This is a genomic window from Microbacterium sp. LjRoot205 (assembly GCF_056175745.1).
The window spans coordinates 242,096-264,795 of the sequence record NZ_JBGFFH010000008.1 but is presented as its reverse complement, the minus strand read 5'-3'; the positions used below and the strand labels follow the sequence as shown (position 1 = coordinate 264,795).

21 protein-coding genes and 1 rRNA gene are annotated in these 22,700 nt (G+C 69.1%); 14 read left to right on the top strand and 8 right to left on the bottom strand.

What is annotated here, in order from left to right; translation table 11 throughout:
- Positions 1–97 (top strand): 5S ribosomal RNA (gene rrf, locus AC04ME_RS15625); the annotation flags it as partial.
- Between the two features lie 109 nt (positions 98–206).
- Here rrf and AC04ME_RS15620 read toward each other — a convergent pair.
- Positions 207–983, bottom strand: a complete 777-nt coding sequence (locus AC04ME_RS15620; RefSeq protein ID WP_311879926.1) for an IclR family transcriptional regulator — start codon at positions 981–983, stop codon at positions 207–209.
- 52 nt (positions 984–1,035) lie between these two features.
- Between AC04ME_RS15620 and hutH the strand changes: the two genes are divergently transcribed.
- Genes hutH through AC04ME_RS15600 form a run of 4 tightly spaced genes read left to right on the top strand, consistent with a single transcriptional unit; the run spans position 1,036 to position 6,379 of the window.
- Positions 1,036–2,577, top strand: coding sequence for a histidine ammonia-lyase (gene hutH / locus AC04ME_RS15615; RefSeq protein WP_475435908.1), 1,542 nt, complete (start codon positions 1,036–1,038; stop codon positions 2,575–2,577).
- Positions 2,570–4,288, top strand: a complete 1,719-nt coding sequence (hutU, locus tag AC04ME_RS15610) for a urocanate hydratase (protein ID WP_475435906.1) — start codon at positions 2,570–2,572, stop codon at positions 4,286–4,288. Before hutH ends, hutU begins: the two co-directional genes overlap by 8 nt.
- Positions 4,285–5,493, top strand: a complete 1,209-nt coding sequence (gene hutI / locus AC04ME_RS15605; RefSeq protein WP_475435904.1) for an imidazolonepropionase — start codon at positions 4,285–4,287, stop codon at positions 5,491–5,493. The genes hutU and hutI overlap by 4 nt, the downstream gene beginning before the upstream one ends.
- Positions 5,474–6,379 (top strand): arginase family protein, encoded by a 906-nt coding sequence (locus AC04ME_RS15600; RefSeq protein WP_475435902.1) that lies wholly within the window; start codon positions 5,474–5,476, stop codon positions 6,377–6,379. The genes hutI and AC04ME_RS15600 overlap by 20 nt, the downstream gene beginning before the upstream one ends.
- 60 nt (positions 6,380–6,439) lie before the next feature.
- Here the strand turns inward: AC04ME_RS15600 and AC04ME_RS15595 are convergent, their stop codons facing one another.
- Positions 6,440–6,973, bottom strand: a complete 534-nt coding sequence (locus AC04ME_RS15595; protein ID WP_475435900.1) for a DEAD/DEAH box helicase family protein — start codon at positions 6,971–6,973, stop codon at positions 6,440–6,442.
- A gap of 3 nt (positions 6,974–6,976) precedes the next feature.
- Positions 6,977–8,254 (bottom strand): DUF445 domain-containing protein, encoded by a 1,278-nt coding sequence (locus tag AC04ME_RS15590; protein ID WP_475435898.1) that lies wholly within the window; start codon positions 8,252–8,254, stop codon positions 6,977–6,979.
- Positions 8,255–8,381: 127 nt separating this feature from the next.
- Here AC04ME_RS15590 and AC04ME_RS15585 point away from each other — a divergent pair, with 127 nt between their 5' ends.
- From AC04ME_RS15585 to AC04ME_RS15575, 3 genes are read left to right on the top strand one after another with little or no spacing between them, the layout of a single operon-like run.
- Positions 8,382–8,657, top strand: coding sequence for a type II toxin-antitoxin system prevent-host-death family antitoxin (locus tag AC04ME_RS15585; protein ID WP_052492856.1), 276 nt, complete (start codon positions 8,382–8,384; stop codon positions 8,655–8,657).
- A 3-nt stretch (positions 8,658–8,660) separates the two neighbouring features.
- Positions 8,661–9,071 (top strand): type II toxin-antitoxin system VapC family toxin, encoded by a 411-nt coding sequence (locus AC04ME_RS15580; RefSeq protein ID WP_079113593.1) that lies wholly within the window; start codon positions 8,661–8,663, stop codon positions 9,069–9,071.
- 29 nt (positions 9,072–9,100) lie between these two features.
- Positions 9,101–9,373, top strand: coding sequence for a metal-sensitive transcriptional regulator (locus AC04ME_RS15575; RefSeq protein ID WP_042537810.1), 273 nt, complete (start codon positions 9,101–9,103; stop codon positions 9,371–9,373).
- Between the two features lie 20 nt (positions 9,374–9,393).
- On the opposite strand, the gene AC04ME_RS15570 is transcribed toward AC04ME_RS15575, so the two are convergent.
- Positions 9,394–10,941 (bottom strand): amino acid permease, encoded by a 1,548-nt coding sequence (locus AC04ME_RS15570; protein ID WP_042537812.1) that lies wholly within the window; start codon positions 10,939–10,941, stop codon positions 9,394–9,396.
- Positions 10,942–11,097: 156 nt separating this feature from the next.
- On the opposite strand from AC04ME_RS15570, the gene AC04ME_RS15565 reads away from it, so the two are divergent.
- From AC04ME_RS15565 to AC04ME_RS15545, 5 genes are read left to right on the top strand one after another with little or no spacing between them, the layout of a single operon-like run.
- Positions 11,098–12,453, top strand: coding sequence for a glutamine synthetase family protein (locus tag AC04ME_RS15565; RefSeq protein WP_042537814.1), 1,356 nt, complete (start codon positions 11,098–11,100; stop codon positions 12,451–12,453).
- The gene (locus AC04ME_RS15560; protein WP_082041033.1) at positions 12,434–13,186 is read left to right on the top strand and encodes a gamma-glutamyl-gamma-aminobutyrate hydrolase family protein; all 753 of its coding nucleotides are present in this window, start codon (positions 12,434–12,436) and stop codon (positions 13,184–13,186) included. Before AC04ME_RS15565 ends, AC04ME_RS15560 begins: the two co-directional genes overlap by 20 nt.
- Positions 13,183–14,544, top strand: coding sequence for an aldehyde dehydrogenase family protein (locus AC04ME_RS15555; protein WP_042537818.1), 1,362 nt, complete (start codon positions 13,183–13,185; stop codon positions 14,542–14,544). The genes AC04ME_RS15560 and AC04ME_RS15555 overlap by 4 nt, the downstream gene beginning before the upstream one ends.
- 45 nt (positions 14,545–14,589) lie before the next feature.
- Positions 14,590–15,369 carry a 3-oxoacyl-ACP reductase gene (locus AC04ME_RS15550; protein WP_042537821.1) on the top strand — a complete coding sequence of 260 codons (780 nt, stop codon included), beginning with the start codon at positions 14,590–14,592 and terminating at the stop codon, positions 15,367–15,369.
- Positions 15,370–15,403: 34 nt separating this feature from the next.
- Complete coding sequence (locus AC04ME_RS15545) at positions 15,404–16,132, top strand: FadR/GntR family transcriptional regulator (protein WP_042537823.1); 729 nt, start codon at positions 15,404–15,406, stop codon at positions 16,130–16,132.
- A gap of 50 nt (positions 16,133–16,182) precedes the next feature.
- Here AC04ME_RS15545 and AC04ME_RS15540 read toward each other — a convergent pair whose 3' ends face one another.
- Positions 16,183–17,571, bottom strand: coding sequence for an aminotransferase class III-fold pyridoxal phosphate-dependent enzyme (locus tag AC04ME_RS15540; protein WP_475435894.1), 1,389 nt, complete (start codon positions 17,569–17,571; stop codon positions 16,183–16,185).
- Between the two features lie 33 nt (positions 17,572–17,604).
- The gene (locus AC04ME_RS15535; RefSeq protein WP_475435893.1) at positions 17,605–19,089 is read right to left on the bottom strand and encodes a CoA-acylating methylmalonate-semialdehyde dehydrogenase; all 1,485 of its coding nucleotides are present in this window, start codon (positions 19,087–19,089) and stop codon (positions 17,605–17,607) included.
- Between the two features lie 95 nt (positions 19,090–19,184).
- Here AC04ME_RS15535 and AC04ME_RS15530 point away from each other — a divergent pair, with 95 nt between their 5' ends.
- Complete coding sequence (locus tag AC04ME_RS15530) at positions 19,185–20,726, top strand: PucR family transcriptional regulator (protein ID WP_475435891.1); 1,542 nt, start codon at positions 19,185–19,187, stop codon at positions 20,724–20,726.
- A gap of 28 nt (positions 20,727–20,754) precedes the next feature.
- Here the strand turns inward: AC04ME_RS15530 and AC04ME_RS15525 are convergent, their stop codons facing one another.
- Together AC04ME_RS15525 and AC04ME_RS15520 are read right to left on the bottom strand one after the other, a co-directional pair.
- Positions 20,755–22,149, bottom strand: coding sequence for an aspartate aminotransferase family protein (locus AC04ME_RS15525; RefSeq protein ID WP_475435889.1), 1,395 nt, complete (start codon positions 22,147–22,149; stop codon positions 20,755–20,757).
- On the bottom strand, positions 22,146–22,613 hold the full coding sequence (locus AC04ME_RS15520) for an Lrp/AsnC family transcriptional regulator (RefSeq protein ID WP_153302254.1): 468 nt from the start codon (positions 22,611–22,613) through the stop codon (positions 22,146–22,148). Before AC04ME_RS15520 ends, AC04ME_RS15525 begins: the two co-directional genes overlap by 4 nt.
- Positions 22,614–22,700 lie beyond the last annotated feature (87 nt).

Genomic DNA, 22,700 nt, shown 5'->3' with positions numbered 1-22,700 from the left:
GGAAACGCCCGGTTACATTCCGAACCCGGAAGCTAAGCCTCACAGCGCCGATGGTACTGCAGGGGGGACCCTGTGGGAGAGTAGGACACCGCCGGACTTCTTTTATACAGAAAAGCCACCCAATGCTGGGTGGCTTTTCTGCGTTAACGTGCATTCGCGATGCGAGTGCCTCGACTGGCGCGGCAATCGCGGCCTTGCGAGATCCGCTATCGCTTGAGCCGTGACTCGAGCACGGATGCAGTCTCGCGGACAGCGGCTGCGAGCATGGTCTCGTCGAGATCCGTCCCGGCCCAGGTCACCGCGACAGCGGCTACGGGCCAGCCCGCGTGATCGCAGACGACCGCGCCGACGCTGCGCAGGCCCTCTGCCACCTCGCTGTCTTCGGTGGCATAACCTCGTGCACGCACCGTGCGCAGCAGCTCGCGCAGTTCGCTCGGCTTCCGAGGCCCGAGTCCGGTGCGGTCGGGAAACGCTGACGCACTCGGGTAGAGAGCTCGCACCTGCTCTCGGGGGAGCGCTGCCAGCATCGCGCGCCCCGACGCGGTCAGGTGGGCAGGGAGCCTCACTCCCACATCCGTGATGAGGGCCTGGCGTCGTGGGGCCCGCTCCTCGACGATGTACAGCACGTCGCCGCCGCTCATCACCGCGAGGTGCGCACTCTCGCCGAGGCGGTCGGAGAGGGCGGCGACGAGTGGGCGCCCCAGACGCGCGAGCGGCTGCTGTCGGGCATACCCGCCGGCGAGCTCGAACGCAGAGGTGCCGAGACCCCATCGTCGGTCCTCGCGGAGGTGAAGGACGAATCCGTGCTCGGCGAGGGTGGCCAGCAGGTGATAGACGGTCGAGCGCGGCAGCTCGAGCTCGCGAGCGATGGCTGATGCGGCGACCGGGGCCGGCCGTCCGGCGAGGTATCGCAGGATCCGCAGCGTGTTGTCGGCCGCCGGGACCTGTGGTGCGGCATCCGCTCTGTCTGGAATCACAGACAAAGGATGCCACGAACCGCTGTCGCCCGCGACCCTGCGGGTGTGGAATCGAGACATGACCGAACTGTCCTCCGTCCTCGTCGGCGATGCCCCACTGAGCCATGCCGATGTCGTCGCGGTCGCCCGCCACGGTGCGCCGGTGGCGATCAGCCCCGCAGCCCTCGCCCGAGTGGCGGACACACGGCGGGTGATCGACGGACTGGCCGCCGATCCGCACCCGCACTACGGCGTCTCCACCGGATTCGGCGCGCTCGCTACGACGTTCATCGCTCCGGATCGCCGGCTGCAGCTGCAGGCCAGTCTGATCCGCTCGCACGCGGCCGGCACCGGCGCGGAGGTCGAGCGCGAGGTCGTGCGCGGTCTGCAGCTGCTGCGCCTGCAGACCTTGACCTCTGGGCGGACGGGCGTTCGCCCGGTCGTCGTCGAAACCTACGCGGGGCTGTTGAACGCGGGCATCACACCCGTCGTTCGCGAGTACGGCTCACTCGGCTGCTCGGGCGACCTTGCTCCCCTCGCGCATATCGCCCTCGCTGCAATGGGCGAGGGCGACGTCCGCGTGGCGGATGGCGAACTCGTTGCGGCATCCGAGGCGCTCTCGGCTGTCGGCATCGAACCGCTCACCCTCGTCGAGAAGGAGGGGCTCGCGCTCATCAACGGCACCGACGGCATGCTCGGGATGCTCGTGCTGGCGCTGCACGACCTCGAGATCCTGCTGCTCACCGCCGACATGGCTGCGGCGATGTCGGTCGAATCGCAGATGGGCACGGATGCCGTGTTCGCGGCCGACCTCATGGCTCTTCGTCCGCAGTCGGGGCAGGCGGAATCGGCCTCGAATCTGCGGTCGTTCCTGCGGGACTCGCCGATCGTGCACAGCCACAAGGGGCCGGAGGACGGCCGCGTGCAGGACGCGTATTCGCTGCGCTGCTCGCCCCAGGTGCACGGGACCGCGCGCGACACGATGGGCTATGCCTCGATGATCGCCGAGCGAGAGCTCGCCAGCGTGATCGACAACCCGGTCATCACTGTCGACGGCCGCATCGAGTCGAACGGCAACTTCCACGGCGCACCCGTCGCTGCCGTCCTGGACTTCCTCGCGATCTCCGTGGCTGACGTCGCGTCGATCTCGGAGCGCCGTACAGACCGGGCGCTCGATCCGGCACGCAACCACGGCCTGCCCCCGTTCCTGGCCGACGAGGTCGGCGTCGACTCGGGACTGATGATCGCTCAGTACGCCTCCGCGGGCATCGTCTCGGAGCTCAAGCGCCTCGCCGTGCCGGCATCCGTCGATTCGATCCCTTCGTCGGCGATGCAGGAGGATCACGTGTCGATGGGATGGGCCGCGGCCCGCAAGCTCCGTCGGGCGATCGACGGGCTCGGCCGTGTCATCGCCATCGAGATCCTCACCGGCGCCCGCGCGCTCGACCTGCGCGCCCCGCTGCAGGCAGGCCCTGCGACCGGTGCCGTGCGCGATCTGGTGCGCACCGTCGCCGCAGGACCAGGACCCGACCGATTCCTCTCCCCAGACATGGAAGCCGTGACCGCACTCGTGCAGTCCGGCGCAATCGCCCGCATCGCAAAGGAGCACGCGCATGACTGACACCACGGCCCCCGACTCGACGACGACGACGAGCACCGCCCCCGACTCGAGGACGACGACCGCGACAGGACCGCGCGTCGTTCGCGCCGCCCGCGGCAACCAGCGCACGGCCAAGAGCTGGGGTGCCGAAGCCGCCAAGCGCATGCTGATGAACAACCTCGACGCCGAGGTGGCCGAGCATCCCGAAGACCTCGTCGTCTACGGCGGCACCGGCAAGGCGGCGCGCAGCTGGGAGGCGTACGACGCGATCGTCCGCACCCTCGACGAGCTCGAGCCGGACGAGACGCTGCTCGTGCAGTCGGGCAAGCCGGTCGGCGTCTTCCGCACGCACGAGTGGGCGCCGCGAGTGCTGATCGCGAACTCGAACCTCGTGGGCGACTGGGCGAACTGGCCCGAGTTCCGCCGGCTCGAGGAGCTGGGGCTGATCATGTACGGGCAGATGACCGCGGGGTCGTGGATCTACATCGGAACCCAGGGCATTCTGCAGGGGACCTACGAGACGTTCTCGGCCGTCGCCCGGTCGCTCGGCAGAGACTCGCTGAAGGGAACGCTGACTCTGACCGGCGGTGCCGGCGGAATGGGTGGCGCGCAGCCGCTGGCGGTCACCCTCAACGACGGTGCCGTGCTCATCGTCGACGTCGACGAATCGCGCCTCGCCCGTCGTGTCGAGCACGGCTACCTCGACGAGTACACGACCGACCTCGACGCGGCGATCGCCCGGGCCGTCGCGGCGAAGGACGCCGGCGAGGCTCTGTCGGTCGGCGTCGTCGGGAACGCGGCGGAGGTCTTCCCCGAGCTGCTGCGCCGCGGTGTGCCGATCGACATCGTCACCGACCAGACCAGTGCGCACGACCCGCTCGCCTACCTGCCCGTCGGCATCGCAGTCGCCGAGTGGAAGGCAGAGGCCGAGCGGGACGCCGAGGAGTTCACCCGCCGCTCGCGCGAATCGATGGCGCAGCACGTCGCCGCGATGGTGGCCTTCCAGGATGCGGGGGCTGCGGTCTTCGACTACGGCAATTCGATCCGGGCCGAGGCCCAGCTCGGTGGCTTCGACCGCGCCTTCGAGTTCCCCGGTTTCGTGCCGGCGTACATCCGCCCGCAGTTCGAAGAGGGCCGTGGGCCCTTCCGCTGGGCCGCTCTCTCGGGAGATCCCGAGGACATCTACAAGACCGATCGCGCGATCGCCGAGCTGTTCCCCGAAGACAAGGCTCTGCATCGCTGGCTCGAGAAGGCCGGTGAGAAGGTGCACTTCGAGGGCCTGCCCGCCCGCATCTGCTGGCTCGGCTACAAGGAGCGTCACCTGGCGGGCCTCAAGTTCAACGAGATGGTGGCCTCCGGCGAGCTCGCCGCCCCGATCGTGATCGGCCGCGACCACCTCGACTCGGGTTCCGTCGCCTCTCCCTATCGCGAGACCGAGGCCATGAAGGACGGGTCGGATGCCATCGCCGACTGGCCGCTGCTGAACGCGCTGCTCAACACGGCATCCGGCGCATCGTGGGTGTCGCTGCACCATGGCGGCGGCGTCGGGATCGGCCGCTCGATCCACGCCGGCCAGGTCACCGTGGCCGACGGCTCGGCGCTCGCGGCCGAGAAGCTCGAGCGCGTGCTCACCAACGACCCCGGCACGGGCGTCATGCGACACGTCGACGCGGGGTACGAGCACGCTCGCGACATCGCCCGCGAGCGCGGCCTGAAGGTGCCGATGCTGTGAGCACCTCGCTGATCACGAACATCGCTGAGCTGACGACCAACGTCGGCTCATCCGACGGCGACCGCTTCGGCACGCTGCACGATGCCGCTGTGCTCATCGACGGCGAGCGGATCGCCTGGGTCGGATCGGCGGATGCCGCACCTGTGGCCGATGAGATCATCGATGCCGGTGGTCGCGCGGTCATCCCCGGGTTCGTCGACAGCCACAGTCACCTCGTGTTCGGCGGAGACCGCGCGGCCGAGTTCGAGGCGCGGATGGCCGGGCAGAAGTACGCCGCGGGTGGCATCCGCTCGACCGTCGCCGCGACACGAGCGGCGAGTGACGATGAACTGCGCGTGCGACTGCAGGGATTCATCGCAGAGATGCGCGCCCAGGGGACCACGACGGTCGAGATCAAGAGCGGATACGGGCTCAGCGTCGCGGATGAAGAGCGGCTCGTGAGACTTGCCGCCGAGATCACGCCGGAGGTCACCTTCCTCGGGGCGCACGTCGTTCCTGCCGAATACACCGACAGCGCCGACGAGTACGTCGACCTGGTGACCGGGCCGATGCTCGACGCCTGTGCACCGCATTCGAAGTGGATCGACGTGTTCTGCGAGACCGGGGCGTTCTCGGTCGAGCAGTCGCGGCGGGTGCTCGACGCCGGCATCGCGAAGGGACTGATGCCGCGCGTGCACGCGAGCCAGCTCGGCCCGGGTGACGGAGTCCGTCTCGCAGTCGAGCTCGGCGCGGCATCCGTCGACCACGGCACCTACCTGACGGACGCCGACACCGCAGCGCTCGCCGGATCCGACACCGTGCTCACCCTGTTGCCCGGGGTGGAGTTCTCGACCAGGCAGCCGTATCCCGACGCCCGCCGACTCATCGACGCGGGAGTCACCGTGGCGATCGCCTGCGACACGAACCCGGGGTCGAGCTTCACCTCCTCCATGCCGTTCTGCATCGCGATCGCCGTGCGCGACATGGGGATGACACCCGCCGAGGCCGTGTGGGCGGCGACCGCCGGGGGAGCGCTGGCACTGCGGCGCGACGACGTCGGCGTCATCGCACCTGGGGCGCGGGCCGACCTCGTGCTGCTGAAGGCTCCCACCCGCATCCACCTGGCCTACCGCCCGGGGGTGCCGCTCGTCGAGCAGGTCTGGAAAGACGGTGTCGCGGTTTTCCACGCTCGCGGAACGGAGGATCATGGCCCTGTCGCACGATGACCTCTGGCCGCGTGCCGGGTCGTGGCCCGCGTTCGCCGCAGGGGATGATGCGGATGCCGTGCTGCTCGGTGTTCCTACGTGGCGCACCTCGCTGTCGCCGACCGGCGCGCACGCGACACCCGCCGCGATCCGGGAGGCGCTCACCCGCTACAGCGCCACCCTGATGGGTCCGCCGGTCGTCGACCTCACCGAGGCGCTGCGCGTGCTCGACGCGGGCGACATGGCCGAACCAGACGGAGAGGACGGCATCGCTGCGACGGTCGCGCGGGTGCGCGAGCTCGCCGATGCCACGCGCCTCGTCATCGCGCTCGGCGGCGACAACGCTCTGACCTACCCGGTCGCGCGGGGCGCTCGGGCCACCGGACTGATCACGATCGACGCCCACTTCGACCTGCGCGACGGGATCTCGAACGGCTCACCCGTGCGGCGGCTCGTCGAGGATGCGCCGGAGGGCGAGCGGATCGATCCGACGCGGATCGTCCAGATCGGCATCGCGGACTTCGCGAACTCCGCCGCGTACGCCGCGCGCGCCGCCGACTGGGGCATCCGCGTGATCACCCTCGACGAGGTGCGCCGAAGGGGCATCGCCGAGGTCATCGCCGAAGCCACGCGCATCGCGGGAGCGGGCGCCGGTGCCCGCATCCACCTCGATGTCGATGTCGACGCCGCCGACAGGGCCGCAGCGCCCGGTTGCCCGGCATCCGTCCCCGGCGGCTTCGCCGCGTGGGAGCTGCGCGCGCTCGTCCGCGCGCTCGTCGCGGATCCGCGGGTCGTCAGTGCGGACATCGCCGAGGTCGACGCGACGGCCGACGCCGATGACATGCGCACGGTGCGCCTCGCCGCGCTGTGCGTGCTCGAGATGCTCGCCGCCCTCGCCACCCGATGACTGCGAGTTCTCTCCGCGCAGCGTCGATGATGCTCGTTCGCGCGGGCGGCGTGCCGAACCTCAGAGGCCGGCAGCCCTCTCCAGCTGCGCGAGCCTCTCCTGCGGGTTCCCGGTGAGCGTCACGATCGGCGGCGCACCACCGGCGCGTTCGAGGTCGTCGAGCGCATCCATAAGAGCGCTCTCCATCGCCTCTCGGAGGGCCGGATCCTCGTCGTCGGGAATGTCGATCGGGTGCCGCAGGTCCAGCGGCACGACGGCGATCAGATCGATGTGGGCCATGGAGGTCTCGACCAGCTCCTGGGCTCGAGAGAGCAGGGCGCCGTCGCCGCGTCCCAGCATCTCCAGCGCGGTGAGGTAGGCGAGGAAGTCGACGGGACCACGTTCCGAGATGACGGAACTCTCTCGCGCCGACTCTCGCAACCGAGAGACCGTCACGCGGAGCTGCGCCACGAAGCTCGCCGCGCCAGTGGGCGCCCCCGACTCGACGTCGTCGAACGGATCGCCGAGCACCGTGTACTCGGGATGTGCCGCGCGGAAGTCTGAGATCAGGGTGCTCTTGCCGCTCGCGTGCGTGCCCGACACGACGATCCGCACGCCTCAGACTCCGGGGATGACCAGGTGCGCGATCGTGAAGATCGCGAGGCCCGCCAGCGCGCCGACGAAGGTGCCGTTCAGGCGGATGTACTGCAGGTCGCGGCCGACCATGAGCTCGATCTTCTCGGTGGTCTCGATCGGGTCCCAGCGCTCGACGGTGTCGGTGATGATCGACGCGATGTCGTGGCGGTAGCGGTCGACGAGGAACACCGCGGCATCCGACACCCACGTGTCGACGCGGTGCTGCAGTGCGGCATCCGTCGTCAGCCTGTCGCCGACTTCCCGCAGAGCCTGAGCCGCACGCACGCGCAGCCCGCTCTCGGGGTCGGCGAGGGCGGTGAGTAGTCCGTTCTTCGCCGTGTTCCACGCCTCGGCGGCGAGGGCGCCCACGCGGGGGCTGTCGAAGAGCGACGACTTGGCGTTCTCGAGCTTGGCGCGCGTCTCCGGGTCGTTCTGGAGGCTGTCGGCGAGGCGGGCGAGGTACCCGTCGACCGCGAGACGGGCCGGATGCTGCGGATCGGCCTGCACGGCGCGGACGAACTTCACGGCCTCGTTGTAGGCCGTGTCGTCGACGAACCGGTGCGCGAGCTTCGGCACCCATCCGGGCAGCCTGCGTGAGATGAGGCCCGAGAACGACTCGGCGTTCGCGTCCAGCCAGCGGCCGATGCTGTCGGCCGCGAGGTCGACGGCGCCGTGATGCGCGCCGGCCTCGACGATCTTCTCGAGCCAGGCGCCGGCGGGCGGGCCCCACTCGGGGGAGACGAGGTGCTCACGGGCCAGGTCTGTGATGAGGTCTCGCACGTCGTCGTCGCTCAGGGCGTTGAGCACGGCGGTCGCGATCGTCGCTCCCTCGGCGCCCACGCGCTCGGCGTGGGCAGGCTCTCGCAGCCACTCGCCCGCGCGCTTCGCGATCGCGGTGCTCGCGAGCTTGGTGCGCACGACGCTCGCCTCGAGGAAGTTCGTCTCGACGAACTCGCCGAGCGTGCGGCCGATCTCGTCCTTGCGGTTCGGGATGATCGCGGTGTGCGGGATCGGCAGGCCGAGTGGACGACGGAACAGCGCGGTCACGGCGAACCAGTCGGCCAGGGCGCCGACCATCCCGCCCTCTGCGGCTGCCCGGACGTAGCCCAGCCACGGCTGCCGTTCCTGGAACGCGAACGCGAAGACGAAGACGACGGCCATGAAGATCAGCGCGCCGAGCGCCACGGCCTTCATTCGTCGGAGAGCGCGAAGTCGCGCCTGGTCTGCGGGCGACAGGAGCGCCATCGGGGTTCGCGGCATGACGTCATCCTTTCACGGGGAGTTCGAGCCGAGTACGGCGTACCGCACCGAGTCCTGTCGTCCGTCGAGAGATCTGGGCTGTGTAGTACCATCACTACATTCGGAATCGAGGTACATCGTGTTCACCATGACCGCTCGAGAATTCAACCAGTCCGTCGCGCGCGCTCAGCGCGTCGCCGACGACCAGCCCGTGATGATCACGAAGCGCGGCGAGCCCGCGTACGTGCTCTTGAGCATCGACGAGTACGAACGGCTAGCCCCGGCCCGGCCCGGGTCGATTCTCGAGTTCCTCGCGATGCCGGAGGAGGACCTCGTGGACGACGACGGCGAGTTCGATCGCATCATCGACGAGATCGTCGCCGACCGGAAGACGGACTTCGGTCGTCCTCCGATCGAGTTCTGACCGATGTATCTGCTCGACACGAACACGTTCTCCGACGCGAGGCGCGGAATCGGAGCCGGCATCGCCGCTCGCACCTGGATGGAGAGCGGGGAGCCCGAGGCTCTTCACATGAGCGCCATCACCGACTACGAGCTGGAACTCGGTGTCCTCGGACTCCAGCGGCGCGACCCGCGTCAGGCGAGAGCACTCCGACGCTGGCTGGACGCGCTCCGACTCGGGCTCGGCTCCCGCATCCTCCCCGTCTCTCCGCAGATCGCGCGGACGTGCGCCGCTCTCAACGTGCCGGATCGTCGTCCGTGGGCTGACGCGCTGATCGCGGCCACAGCGTTGCATCACGGCCTGACTCTCGTGACGCGCAACACGAAGGACTTCGAGATCCCCGGCCTGTCGGTGCTGAACCCGTTCGAGGACTGACAGCGGCAGAGGCCGAGTACCCTCGAAACGTGATCGAAGACATCAAGAAGCGTGCACTGCACCGCACCAGCATCCTCGAAGGTCAGATGCGCGGAGTCGCGCGGATGATCGAGAACGAGGAGTACTGCATGGACATCATCACGCAGTCCCGCGCGATCCAGCGCTCTCTGGAGTCTCTCAACCGTCTGCTGCTCGAGAACCACCTGCGCACGCACGTGACGCACATGTTCGACGAGGGCGGGGAGGAGCGCGACAAGGCCGTCGACGAGCTGCTCAAGGCGTTCGACTTCGACCGCAAGTAGAGCCGCGCTCCTCCTCTCGATCAGCGTCCGCCGCCGAACACCTCGCCCTCCATGGCGTCGTAGCCCTCGGCCTGCGGGTCTCCGTGCGAACCGCCCGACAGCGCGTACTCCTCTTCGGGGGAGAGCACGAGACGGTGCCGGAAGAACAGGCCGAAGCCGAGCAGGATGATCGCATAGACGATCGCGATCGCGATGATCGCCGGGCCGAACGTGGGGTTCAGCAGGAAGCCCACGAAGATCAGTGCCGCGATCACGAGGGCGATGACCGCACCCGGGATGCCCCACGGGCTCACGTACGGGCGGTCGACGTTCGGGAACTTCTTGCGCAGGATGATGAACGACACGAGCTGCAGTCCGTATGCGACGACGGCTCCCCAGACGGCGATGTTCAGGACGATCGCACCGGCGACGGTGCCCGCGCCCTCGGAGTCGACCGCGGTGAGCACGTCGAGCACGATCAGCGCGACGAAGCCGATGGCTGCACCCACCGTGAGGGCGACCCACGGCGTCTGGCGCTTTCCGGTGAGGGAGAGGAAGCGCGGGTAGTACCCGGCGCGTGACAGCGAGTACATGTTGCGTCCGTAGGCGAACATGATGCCCTGCAGTGAGGCGAGCAGGCCGATGAGTGCGAACAGCGCGAGCACGGCGGCGAGCTGGTCGCCCACGATCGCGCGGAAGCCGTCGAGCAGCGGTTCGCCGGCGGTGCCTGTCGCTTCGGCACCGAGCACGCCGGTGTTGAGGAACAGCACCAGGAGGCCCGTGATGATGAGGGTGCCGCGAGCCCAGAACCCCGCCTTGGGGATGTCGCGCGTCGGGTTGTGCGATTCCTCCGCCGCGAGCGGCAGCTCCTCGATGCCGAGGAAGAACCACATCGCGAAGGGCAGTGCGAACAGGATCGGCAGGACGCCGTGGGGGAGGAACGCCGTCTGGCCCTCGTCGGGCACGATGTCCCACAGGGCATCCCACGAGAACGCGCCCGAGAAGAGCGCCATGGCGGAGAAGACCAGGATGATCCCGATCGAGATCACCGACACGATGATCGCGAAGCGGAACGAGATCGCCGCTCCCGCGGAGTTCAGGGCGATGAAGACGATGTAGAGGATGAGGTACCAGACCCATCCCGGCAGCTCGAGGCCCAGCAGCTCACTCGTGATGCCGTTCGCATACGACGCCGAGAAGTAGACGATCACCGCGGTGGTCGCGACGTACTCGATGGTCTCGGCCGCGCCGGTGACGAGGCCGCCCCACGGGCCCATGGCCGATCGGGCGAACGAGTAGGCGCCGCCGGTGTGCGGCATCGCGGCCGCCATCTCGCCGATCGCGAAGATCATGCCGTAGTACATCGCGACGAGGATCGCGAAGGCGATGAGCATCCCGCCGAAGCCCGCGAAGTCGATGCCGAAGTTCCACCCGGAGAAGTCGCCCGAGATCACGGCGGCGACCGCGAGGCCCCACAGGCCCCAGACTCCGGCAGACCTCTTCAGTGTGCGTTTCTCGAAATACTCACTCCCGGCGCGTGTATAGGTCGCTCCGGCGACCTTGCGGGATTCATTGCTCTGCTGGGACATCCGCTCTCCGTTCGCATGCGTGCAGGCGCCGGGTGCACCTTGCGGACGATTGTGACAGTCAATGGTGGTTTCGTCTACCTTTAAACGGCAAGGTGATCTACTCTGAGGGCGAAGCCGGTCGGCCGATCGCTTCACAGCACGAGAACGGAGCGTCAGATGGCGGGCAACCTGAGCATCGACCAGCTGGATGCCGGCATCGCCGCCGGCGAGATCGACACGGTGATCGTGGCCTTCGCCGACGCGCAGGGCCGGCTGGTCGGCAAACGTGTGTCGGCGCGGCTGTTCCAGGAGGACATCCTGGCCCACGGTGCCGAGGCGTGCGACTATCTGCTCTCGGTCGACGTCGACATGAACACCGTCGACGGCTACGCGATGTCGGGCTGGGATCGCGGCTACGGCGACATGGTGCTCAAGCCCGACGTCGAGACGCTGCGCAACATCCCCTGGCTCGACGGCACTGCTCTCGTCATGGCCGACCTCGTCTGGCAGAACGGCGAGCCGGTCGGGCCCTCGCCCCGTGCGATTCTCGACCGTCAGCGCGACCGCCTCGCTGAGCGGGGATGGACCGCCTACTCCGGAACTGAGCTCGAGTTCATCGTCTTCGACAACACGTATCGCGATGCGTGGGCGCGCAAGTACGAAGGTCTGACGCCCGCGACCGATTACAACGTCGACTACAACCTGCTCGCCTCGACCCGTATGGAGCCGCTGCTGCGCGACATCCGCAACAGCATGGACGGGGCAGGGCTCTACTGCGAGGGCGTGAAGGGCGAGTGCAACTTCGGTCAGCAGGAGATCGCGTTCCGCTATGCGGAGGTGCGAGAGACCGCCGACCAGCACGCGATCTACAAGAACGGTGCGAAGGAGATCGCCGAGCAGCACGGGCAGGCGCTCACCTTCATGGCCAAGTTCAACGAGCGCGAGGGCAACAGTTGCCACATCCACCTGTCGCTGCGCGACGAGTCGGGCGCTCCGGTCATGGCGGGCGACGGCGAGCACGGCTTCAGCCCCGTGATGGAGCACTGGATCGCCGGCATCCTCGCCACGCTGCGCGAGTTCACCCTGCTGCTCGCGCCGAACATCAACTCGTACAAGCGCTTCGCGAAGGGCAGCTTCGCGCCGACCGGAGTCGCGTGGGGCATCGACAACCGCACGTGTGCCCTGCGCGTGGTCGGTTCAGGCTCGGGGCTCCGGGTGGAGAACCGGGTGCCCGGGGGAGACGTGAACCCGTACCTCGCGATCTCGGCGATCATCGCGGGCGGGCTGCACGGCATCGAGAACGAGCTGCCGTTGCCCGAGCGGTTCACCGGCAACGCCTATGAGGCCGGGGTCGATCATCTGCCGACGACCCTGCGCGAGGCCGCGAAGCTGTTCAGCGAGTCGACCATCGCGCGCGCGGCGTTCGGCGACGACGTGGTCGAGCACTACCTGAACCAGGCCCGCATCGAGGTGGAAGCCTATGACGCGGCCGTCACCGACTGGGAGCGCATCCGTGGCTTCGAGCGCCTCTGACCTCAGGCCGCTGATCGGCGTCACGACGTACCTGGAGCGCGCGCAGCAGGGGGTGTGGGATGTGCGGGCGGCGTTCCTGCCTGAGCAGTACCTCACGAGCGTGACCTCCGTCGGCGGCATCGCGCTGCTCCTGCCTCCGCAGGATCCGGATGCCGCGGATGCGGCCATCTCGGGCATGGACGGCCTCGTGCTCTCGGGCGGTGCCGATGTGGCACCCGAGCTGTACGGCGAGGACCGGCATCCGCTCACCGACCCCGCCCGCGTCGACCGTGATGCATGGGAGCTCGCCCTGTTCCGGGCGGCGGAGCGCCGTGGCATCCCGGTGCTCGCGATCTGCCGCGGTCTGCAGCTCGTGAACGTCGCCCGCGGCGGCACCCTGCAGCAGCATCTGCCCGAATCGCTCGGCACCGAGAAGTACCGCATCGGCGGCGGCGTCTTCGCCGAGAACGACGTCGAGGTGTCGACCGACACTCCGCTCGCCGAGATCATCGGCGAGACCGAGATGCGCGTGCACAGCTACCACCACCAGGGCGTCGGTCGACTCGGCGACGGTCTCGTGGCGGCTGCGCACTCCGACGACGGACTCGTGCAGGCCTTCGTCGACACCTCGGCCGGCCACATCGTCGGCGTCCAATGGCACCCCGAGGAGAACGCCGAGGATCGGCGGCTCTTCACCGATCTCGTCGCACAGGCCCGCGCGTTCGCCGCGCGGCGGAAGGAGGACGCCCGATGAGCGCGTTCACAGTCATCAACCCGTCGACCGGAGCGGCGATCCGCGAGATCGTTCGCGCCGACATCGGAGAGACGGATGCCGCGATCGCGCGCGCTGTCGTGGCGCAGCGCCGATGGGCCGCGCTCGCCCCGGTCGCTCGGGCCGATGCCCTCCGCGCGTTCGCTCGCACGGTCGAGGCCGCGGCCGAAGAGCTCGCCCAGCTCGAGGTGCTGAACTCCGGGCATCCGATCGGTTCCGCCCGATGGGAGGCGGGTCACGTCGCGCAGGTCCTCAACTACTACTCCGCCGACCCTGAGCGACTGTCCGGCCGGCAGATCCCGGTGGCAGGCGGACTCGATGTCACCTTCCACGACCCCTACGGCGTGGTCGGCGTCATCGTGCCGTGGAACTTCCCGATGACGATCGCCGCCTGGGCGTTCGCGCCGGCGCTCGCCGCAGGGAACGCCGTGGTGCTGAAGCCCGCCGAGCTCACCCCTCTCACGGCCATCCGCCTCGGCGAACTCGCTCTCGAAGCGGGTCTTCCCGAAGGGCTGTTCGAGGTCGTCACCGGGTCGGGTTCCGTCGTCGGGCAGCGGCTCGTCGAGCATCCGGATGTCCGCAAGGTCGTGTTCACCGGCTCGACCGAGGTCGGCATCGAGGTCGCGGCCGGATGCGCGCGAGCGCTCAAGCCCGTCACGCTGGAGCTCGGCGGCAAGAGCGCCAACATCGTCTTCGCCGACGCGGACCTCGAGAAGGCCGTCGCGGCGGTTCCGGGTTCGGTGTTCGACAACGCGGGTCAGGATTGCTGCGCCCGCAGCCGGTTGCTGGTGCAGAGATCGGTGTACGACCGATTCCTCGAACTGCTCGAGCCGGCTGTCGCTGCGTGGCGAGTGGGAGACCCGTCGAGCACCGACACCGACATGGGACCGCTCATCTCGGCCGCACACCGCGACACGGTCTCGGGATTCCTCGACGACGCGAACATCGCCTTCCGCGGCAGCGCACCCGAGGGCGACGGCTTCTGGTTCGCCCCGGCCGTGGTGCTCGCCGATCCGTCCGACCGCATCGCGCAGCAGGAGGTGTTCGGCCCGGTCGTCGCGGTCATGCCGTTCGATGACGAAGCCGATGCGATCCGGCTCGCGAACGACACCGCCTACGGACTCGCCGGCTCGATCTGGACCGAGAACCTCGGCCGCGCCGTGCGCGTCTCGCGGGGTGTTCAGAGCGGCGTGCTGTCGGTCAACTCGCACTCGTCGGTGCGATACGCGACGCCGTTCGGCGGCATGAAGGCCTCGGGTCTCGGGCGTGAGCTCGGGCCCGACGCCGCCGAGCACTTCACCGAGACCAAGAACGTCTTCTTCGCGACCGACGAATCCTGACAGCGACACCCGGCCCGACCCTTTCACTGCAACGGAGAAACACACATGAGCATCGATCTGACCCAGCGCCTCAAGGACCGCGTCGCCATCATCACGGGTGGCGCGAGCGGAATCGGCTTCGCCACAGCCCAGCGCTTCGCCGCCGAGGGCGCGTTCGTCGTCATCGCCGACGTCGACCCCGCCACGGGCGAAGCGGCAGCGGCCGAGGTGGGCGGAGCGTTCCGCATCGTCGACGTGGCCGACGAGGCCATGGTCAACACGCTCTTCGACGGGGTCGCCGCCGAGTTCGGGCGCATCGACATCGCGTTCAACAACGCCGGCATCTCGCCCGCGGACGACGACTCGATCGAGACGACCGAACTGCCGGCCTGGGATCGGGTGCAGGACGTGAACCTCAAGAGCGTGTACCTGTGCAGCCGCGCGGCGCTTCGCCACATGGTTCCGGCAGGTCGAGGCTCGATCATCAACACGGCCTCCTTCGTGGCGCTGCTGGGATCGGCCACCTCGCAGATCAGCTACACCGCATCGAAGGGCGGCGTGCTCGCGATGTCGCGCGAGCTCGGCGTGCAGTTCGCCCGGCAGGGAGTGCGCGTGAACGCCCTGTGCCCGGGACCGGTCAACACCCCGCTGCTGCAGGAGCTCTTCGCAAAAGACCCCGAGCGCGCTCAGCGCCGACTCGTGCATGTGCCGATGGGACGCTTCGCAGAGCCGTCCGAGCTCGCCGCCGCTGTTGCCTTCCTCGCCTCGGACGATTCGTCGTTCATCACCGCGAGCGCCTTCGTCGTCGACGGCGGCATCACCAACGCCTACGTCACCCCGCTGTGAAGCGGGATCATGTCGCTGTGACAGGCTGAGAAGCATGAGCGAGAACCCCTCCGACGGCGATCTCGTCGAGGTGCGCCGGGCGGTCTACCGGCCGCTGCGCCGAGGCAACGCCCTCGAGGATGCGGTCGCTCGCCTCGTGCAGACCATCCGTCTCGGCGTGGTCGCGCCGGGGGAGTCACTGCCGCCCGAGCGCGAGCTCGCGGCATCCTTCGGAGTGAGCCGCGACACCGTGCGCGACGCGATCCGCGAACTCGCGGACACGGGGTACCTGGTGCCGAAGCGCGGTCGATACGGCGGCACGTTCGTCGCGGATCCGCTGCCCCAGCCGTCGGATGCCGGGGCCGTGACCGCCGCCGAGCTCGACGACGTGCTGGGCCTGAGGCGGGTGCTCGAGACCGGGGCGGTGCGCGCGGCCGCGAGTCGTTCGCTGGATGCCGCGACGCGCGCCGACCTGTGGGCGCGGCATGAGGCGGCTCTCCCCGCCGGGCCCGAGGAGTATCGTCGGCTCGACACTTTGCTGCACCTCGCGATCGCCGAGGCCGCCGGCATCCCCTCGCTCGTCGCTCTGCTCGCCGAGAACAGGGCCGATGTCAACGCATGGCTCGACACGTTCCCGTTGATGCCGCGCAACATCCAGCACTCGGGCGAGCAGCACGAACGCATCGTCACCGCGATCCTGGCCGGGCGGCCGGATGTCGCTGAAGCCGCGATGCGCGATCACCTCGCGGGCTCTGAAGCGCTGCTGCGCGGCTTCCTGATCTGAACCCGCGCAGCAGCGGCTGCACCTCACGGCACTGTCAGCTCACGGCGCTGTCAGCTCGTGGCTGCTTCGTCGGCGACGGCGAGAGCCTCGTCGAGCACGGTCAGACCGCGCACCAGGTCTTCTTCGCTGATCACGRGCGGCGGGGCCACGTGCATGCGGTTGAAGTGCGTGAACGGCCAGACGCCGGCTTTCTTGGCGGCGGCGGCGAAGGCGGCGACCGGCGCAGCATCCGCTCCGCTGGCGTTGAACGGCACGAGTGGCTCGCGCGTCTCTTTGTCGCGCACCAGTTCGACGGCCCAGAACAGGCCGCGGCCGCGCACCTCTCCGACGCTCGGGTGGGTGTCGACCCAGCGGCGCAGGGTCGGCTCGACGATGCGCTCGCCGAGATCGCGCACGCGCTCGAGGATGCCGTCGCGACGGAACACCTCGAACGTCGCGACGCCCGCGGCACAGGCGAGCGGGTGGCCCGAGTAGGTGAGTCCGCCGGCGAAGGGCGTGGTGTCGAAGGCGCGCGCGATGCGCTCGGAGATGACGACGCCGCCGAGCGGCACGTAGCCCGAGTTCACACCCTTGGCGAAGGTGATCAGGTCGGGGCGGCCGTCGTACGCATCGATGCCGAACCACTCGCCGAGGCGTCCGAAGCCGACCATGACCTCATCGGCGATGTAGACGATGCCGTAGCGATCGCACAGCTCGCGCACGCCCTGCAGGTACCCGGGCGGCGGCACGAGCACGCCGTTGGTGCCGACGACGGTCTCGATGATGATCGCGGCGATGGTCTGCGGTCCCTCGAGCTGGATCGTCTGCTCGAGGTGGGCGAGTGCGCGCTCGGACTCCTGCTCCGGCGTCTCGGCGTGGAACGGCGAGCGATAGAGGTAGGGCCCGAAGAAGCGCACGGCGCCGGAGTCGGGAGTGCCGTTCGCCCACCGGCGAGGGTCGCCGGTCAGCGAGATCGCGGTCGACGTGGAGCCGTGATAGCTGCGGTACATCGAGAGGACCTTGTGGCGACCGGTCGACTGACGAGCCATGCGCACCGCGTACTCGTTGGCCTCGGCGCCGCCGTTCGTGAAGAACACCTTCTCGAAGCCCTCGGGTGCGACCTCGACGATGAGTCGGGCGAGCTCGCCCCGCACGTCGTTGGCCATCGCCGGCTGGATCGTCGAGAGACGCCCCGCCTGCTGCTGGATCGCCGCGACGAGGTCGGGATGCTGGTGCCCGAGGTTCAGGTTCACCAGCTGGCTCGAGAAGTCGAGGTAGACGTTGCCGGCGTAGTCCCAGAACGTCGAGCCCTCACCCGCAGCGACGGGGAGCGGGTCGATCAGGCCCTGCGCGCTCCACGAGTGGAACACGTGGCCGCGGTCATCCGCGCGCACCTGCGCCTCGGCCTCGGGGGCAGGCAGCGGGTGGGATGCACCATGGCGGTCGGTGAAGTTCGTCATGTCTCGTGTCTCAGTTCTCTGTCTGCTCGGAGCTCAGTGGTTGCTCGGGAAGCCCAGGTCGATCTGCGAGGGCGTGTGGTCGGGCCAGCGGGTGGTGACCACCTTCGACCGAGTGTAGAAGTGCACCGACTCGGGACCGTAGATGTGCGAGTCGCCGAACAGCGAGTCCTTCCAGCCGCCGAACGAGTAGGCGCCGATCGGCACGGGGATCGGCACGTTCACGCCGACCATGCCGACCTCGATGTCGAACTCGTACTGGCGGGCGGTGCCGCCGTCGCGCGTGAAGATCGCGGTGYCGTTGCCGTAGGCGTTCGCGTTGACGAGCTCGACGGCCTCGGCGTAGGTCTCGACGCGCACGACCGAGAGCACAGGACCGAAGATCTCGTCGTCGTACACCTTCATGCCGGGAGCGACCTGGTCGATCAGGCTGACCCCGATGAAGAAGCCCTCCGAGTCGAACTCCTTCGTGGTGCCGTCGACCACGACGGTCGCTCCTTCTGCAGCGGCTCCGGTGACGTAGGAGGCGACGCGGTCGCGGTGCTCGCGGGTGATGAGCGGGCCCATCTCGCTCGCGGCATCCGTGCCCGCACCGATCGTGAGGCCCTCGATGCGCGAGGCGATCGCGGCGACCAGGTCATCGGCGATGTCGCCGACCGCGACCAGCACCGAGACGGCCATGCAGCGCTCGCCGGCCGAGCCGTAGGCGGCCGAGACGGCGGCATCGGCTGCGGCGTCGATGTCGGCATCCGGCATGACGACCATGTGGTTCTTCGCGCCGCCCAGCGCCTGGACGCGCTTGCCCGCAGCCGAGGCGCGCTGGTAGATCGAGCGCGCGATCGGCGTCGAACCGACGAAGCTGATCGCGCTCACGCGTGGCGACTCGAGCAGCGCGTCGACCGCCTCCTTGTCGCCGTGCACGACATTGAGCACTCCATCCGGAAGACCCGCCTCCTGGAAGAGCTTGGCGAGCCAGACCGACGCGGACGGGTCCTTCTCGCTGGGCTTGAGCACGACCGTGTTGCCGCACGCGATCGCCGAGGCCACCATCCACAGCGGCACCATCACCGGGAAGTTGAACGGCGTGATCGCGGCGACGACGCCGACGGGCTGCTTGACCGAGTGCACGTCGACACCACGCGAGACCTGTTCGCTGCGCTCGCCCTTGAGCAGGTGCACGAGTCCGGCGGCGAACTCGACGTTCTCGATGCCGCGCGAGACCTCGCCCGCGGCATCCGAGAGCACCTTGCCGTGCTCCGACGTGACGATCGCGGCGAGCTCGGGCGTGCGCTCCTTGAGCAGCTGGCGCAGCCGGAAGAACACGTCGGCGCGCTTGATGAGGCTCGTCTCGCGCCACGCCGGAAGAGCGGATGCCGCGGCGGCGATCGCCCGGTCGACCTCCGCGGTCGAGGCGAAGGCGACCTGCTTCGAGACCTGTCCGGTGGCGGGATCGAAGACCTGACCCGTGCGCGCCGCCTCGGCGGTCTCTGCTCCATTGATGATGTGACGGACGATGTCCACGGGGCTCCCTCGCAGTGCGTGATCCGCATCGAACACTCTGACCGGGGTTCGATACGCTGGCTTCCTCCCATGATCACAGAGCACGGAGGGCAATCTTGGCGTCAGAACGTAGCGACATCAGGGTTATCCGGACAGACCGTCCGGCGCACAGTGTGTACCTCACGGTCGCCGACGTGCTGGCCGACCCCGCCGTGCAGGCGGGCGAGCCTGACGTGCTCGTCGGGGGTGCGGCGTTGGATGCTGCGGTGCGGTGGGTGCACGTCTCCGACAGCGTCGGCGTCGCGCGTCTGCTCGACGGAGGAGAGCTGCTGCTGACGACGGGTGCAGGGTGGCCGTTCGACGACGGAGAGCTGCGCGCCTTCGCGTCGAGGCTGCATCGAGCGGGCATCGCCGGAATCGTCTTCGAGCTCGGGACAGCCCGCGATGCCGTGCCGCAGCCGGTCGTGGATGTCTGCGCGACGGTGGGCCTCGCGCTCGTCGCCCTCACCCGCGAGGTGAAGTTCGTCGCCGTGACCGAGGCCGTGCACCACGCCCTGATCGCCGCGCAGACGCACGCGCTGCGGGAGCGGCAGCATCTGCACGAGCTCTTCACCGCGCTGAGCCTGCAGGGGGCGCCGGCCGACGTCGTGGTGGCCGAGACCGCCCGCGCCCTCGGCGCCCCGGTGGTGCTCGAGAACCTGGCACGCGAGGTGATCGCGGCCGAAGGGCTCGGGATGCCGATCGCCGAGGTGCTCGACGGTCGAGGGGGTGCCGAGCAGGTGCCCGTGCAGGCGAGAGGAGTGCGCTGGGGCACGCTTCTCGCGCTGCCCGGCCCGGCACACCCCGCCGGCCGCGTCACCGTGCTCGAACAGGGTGCGACGGCGCTCGCGTTCGGCTGCATCGCCGACGGCGGTGACGCGGAATGGTCGCTGCTGGCGCAGCGCGCCGTCATCGATGACCTCCTCGGTGCGCGGTTCGCCAGGGCGGACGACATCGATGCTCGGCTGCGCGCAGGGGGCTTCGCGCTCGCCGAACGCCAGTGTCACGGGATCGTCGCCCGCGGCTCGGCGTCCATCAGCGAGCTCGCCTATCGGGCGCGGCAGGCAGGCTTCGCGGTCGTGGCCGCCCGCGTCGACGACGACGATGTCGCGCTGCTCTCGCTGCCGGCATCCGCGGTGCTGTCCGACGAGGTGCTGCTGCGCATCGCCGGCCCCGACCGCGCCGTCTTCGTGGGGCCGGTCTCCGACGACGTGCTCGGTCTGCTCGGCTCTCTGCGCGCCGCGCGCGACCTCGCCGACAGCGACAGGGCTGAGGCCGGGGCGAGGGTGCGCCGCGTCGACGACCGCCCGCTCGAGCGGCTCGTCGCCACTCTGCGTGACGACCACCGGCTGCACGAGCACAGCGAGCGGATGCTGGCGCCGCTCATCCGTCACGATCAGGAGCGGAGAGGCGATCTGCTCGACGTGCTCGCCGCTCTCGTCGCGCACCCGGGAAACCGCTCGGCGGCCGCGGCGGCGAGCCACCTGTCGCGATCGGTGTTCTATCAGCGGATCACGCTGATCGGGGACCTCCTGGGCGCCGACCTCGACGACGGCGAGACGATCGCGGCGCTCCACCTCGCACTTCTCGCGAGGCGGCGCACCGCGGCATCGGCCTGAGCCGTCTCCGGAGCCCCTGAAGCGAGCGTCAGAGAACCGACTGCGCGTCGGTGAGCACGCTCCGCAGGATCTGCTCGATCTCACGGAACTCGGCCGGGCCGACCGTGAGCGGCGGCGCGAGCTGGATCACGGGGTCGCCGCGGTCATCGGCGCGGCAGTAGAGCCCGGCCTCGAACAGCGCGGGCGACAGGAAGCCGCGCAGCAGCCGCTCGGATTCGTCGTCGTCGAACGTCTCGCGCGTCGCCTTGTCCTTCACGAGCTCGATGCCGAAGAAGTAGCCGTCGCCGCGCACGTCGCCGACGATGGGCAGGTCGAGGAGCTTCTCGAGCTCGGCGCGGAACAGGGGCGAGTTCTCGCGCACCCGCTCGTTGAGCCCCTCCTCGTCGAAGATCGCGAGGTTCTCGAGCGCCACGGCTGCCGAGACGGGGTGGCCGCCGAACGTGTAGCCGTGCGGGAACGACACGTCGCCCTTCGAGAACGGCTCGTAGATCCGGTCGCTCACGATGGTGGCGCCGATCGGCGAGTAACCGCTCGTCATGCCCTTTGCACACGTGATCATGTCGGGCACGTAGCCGAGGCCGGTGCAGGCGAAGGTGTGTCCGAGGCGGCCGAACGCGCAGATGACCTCATCCGAGACGAGCAGCACGTCGTGGCGGTCGCAGATCTCGCGCACCCTGGCGAAGTAGCCGGGAGGGGGCGGGAAGCATCCGCCCGAGTTCTGCACCGGCTCGAGGAAGACGGCGGCGACGGTGTCTGCCCCCTCGAACAGGATCATCTCCTCGATGCGGTCGGCGGCCCAGCGTCCGAAGGCCTCGAGGTCGTCGCTCGGGCCGCCCATCTCGGCCGCTCGGTAGAAGTTGGTGTTGGGCACCCGGAAGCCACCGGGCGTGACGGGTTCGAACATCGACTTCATCGCCGGGATGCCGGTGATCGCGAGGGCGCCCTGCGGGGTGCCGTGGTAGGCGACCGAGCGCGAGATGACCTTGTGCTTGGTGGGCTTGCCCATCAGCTTCCAGTAGTGCTTCGCGAGCTTGAAGGCCGTCTCGACCGCCTCGCCGCCTCCGGTCGAGAAGAACACGCGATTGAGATCGCCGGGTGCCTCATCGGCCAGGCGATCGGCGAGCTCGATGGCCGCCGGGTGCGCATACGACCACAGCGGGAAGAATGACAGTTCGGATGCCTGCTTCGCCGCGGCCTCGGCGAGGCGGCGGCGTCCGTGCCCGGCGTTGACGACGAAGAGACCCGAGAGGCCGTCGAAGTAGTCCTTGCCCTTCGAGTCCCAGATGCGGTGGCCGTCGCCCTTGACGATGATCGGCACGCCGCTCTTGTCCATGGTCGACTGCCGTGTGAAGTGCATCCACAGGTGGTCTTTGGCCATGGCCTGGAGTTCGGCCTCGGACGGAGTCGTGCGTTGCGTGCTCATCTGGTCCCCCAGTTGTAGAGCTGCTTCTGCAGCTTGGCGTAGATGAAGGTCTCGGTCGACAGCACCCCGTCGATCGGGCGGATGTGGTCGTTGATCAGCGCGAGGAGGTCTTCGTCGTCCTCGCAGACGACCTCGGCGAGGATGTCGAAGGATCCGACCGTGATCACCACGTAGTCGATCGCGGCGATCTCGGCGATGGCCTCTGCGACGACGCGAGTGTCGCCCGAGACGCGGATGCCGATCATCGCCTGCCGAGGAAAGCCCAGTTGCATCGGATCGGTCACGGCGACGATCTGCATCACGCCGGACTCGGTGAGACGCTGCACGCGCTGGCGCACGGCGGCCTCGCTCAGGCCGACCTCACGCCCGATGTCGGAGTACGAGCGCCGGCCGTCCTCCTGCAGCAGCTCGATGATCGTCTTGGCCACACCGTCCAGTGGCGGATGCTTCTTCGAGGACATCATGATGCGATCCTCGCACCGCAGCGGGCTGTCTTCAACCGATTCCGCAGAATCGGCGGAGCTGCAGCGGGTAAACCGCAGAATATCGCG

Excerpts from the sequence above, each read along its gene's own strand:
- AC04ME_RS15590 (WP_475435898.1), bottom strand. The coding sequence starts at position 8,254 with ATGCCGCGAACCCCGATGGCGCTCCTGTCGCCCGCAGACCAGGCGCGA.
- AC04ME_RS15555 (WP_042537818.1), top strand. The coding sequence starts at position 13,183 with ATGAGCGCGTTCACAGTCATCAACCCGTCGACCGGAGCGGCGATCCGC.
- AC04ME_RS15600 (WP_475435902.1), top strand. The coding sequence starts at position 5,474 with ATGGCCCTGTCGCACGATGACCTCTGGCCGCGTGCCGGGTCGTGGCCC.
- AC04ME_RS15580 (WP_079113593.1), top strand. The coding sequence starts at position 8,661 with ATGTATCTGCTCGACACGAACACGTTCTCCGACGCGAGGCGCGGAATC.
- AC04ME_RS15565 (WP_042537814.1), top strand. The coding sequence starts at position 11,098 with ATGGCGGGCAACCTGAGCATCGACCAGCTGGATGCCGGCATCGCCGCC.
- AC04ME_RS15570 (WP_042537812.1), bottom strand. The coding sequence starts at position 10,941 with ATGTCCCAGCAGAGCAATGAATCCCGCAAGGTCGCCGGAGCGACCTAT.
- hutU (WP_475435906.1), top strand. The coding sequence starts at position 2,570 with ATGACTGACACCACGGCCCCCGACTCGACGACGACGACGAGCACCGCC.
- AC04ME_RS15520 (WP_153302254.1), bottom strand. The coding sequence starts at position 22,613 with ATGATGTCCTCGAAGAAGCATCCGCCACTGGACGGTGTGGCCAAGACG.
- AC04ME_RS15550 (WP_042537821.1), top strand. The coding sequence starts at position 14,590 with ATGAGCATCGATCTGACCCAGCGCCTCAAGGACCGCGTCGCCATCATC.
- AC04ME_RS15585 (WP_052492856.1), top strand. The coding sequence starts at position 8,382 with ATGACCGCTCGAGAATTCAACCAGTCCGTCGCGCGCGCTCAGCGCGTC.
- AC04ME_RS15525 (WP_475435889.1), bottom strand. The coding sequence starts at position 22,149 with ATGAGCACGCAACGCACGACTCCGTCCGAGGCCGAACTCCAGGCCATG.
- AC04ME_RS15545 (WP_042537823.1), top strand. The coding sequence starts at position 15,404 with ATGAGCGAGAACCCCTCCGACGGCGATCTCGTCGAGGTGCGCCGGGCG.
- hutH (WP_475435908.1), top strand. The coding sequence starts at position 1,036 with ATGACCGAACTGTCCTCCGTCCTCGTCGGCGATGCCCCACTGAGCCAT.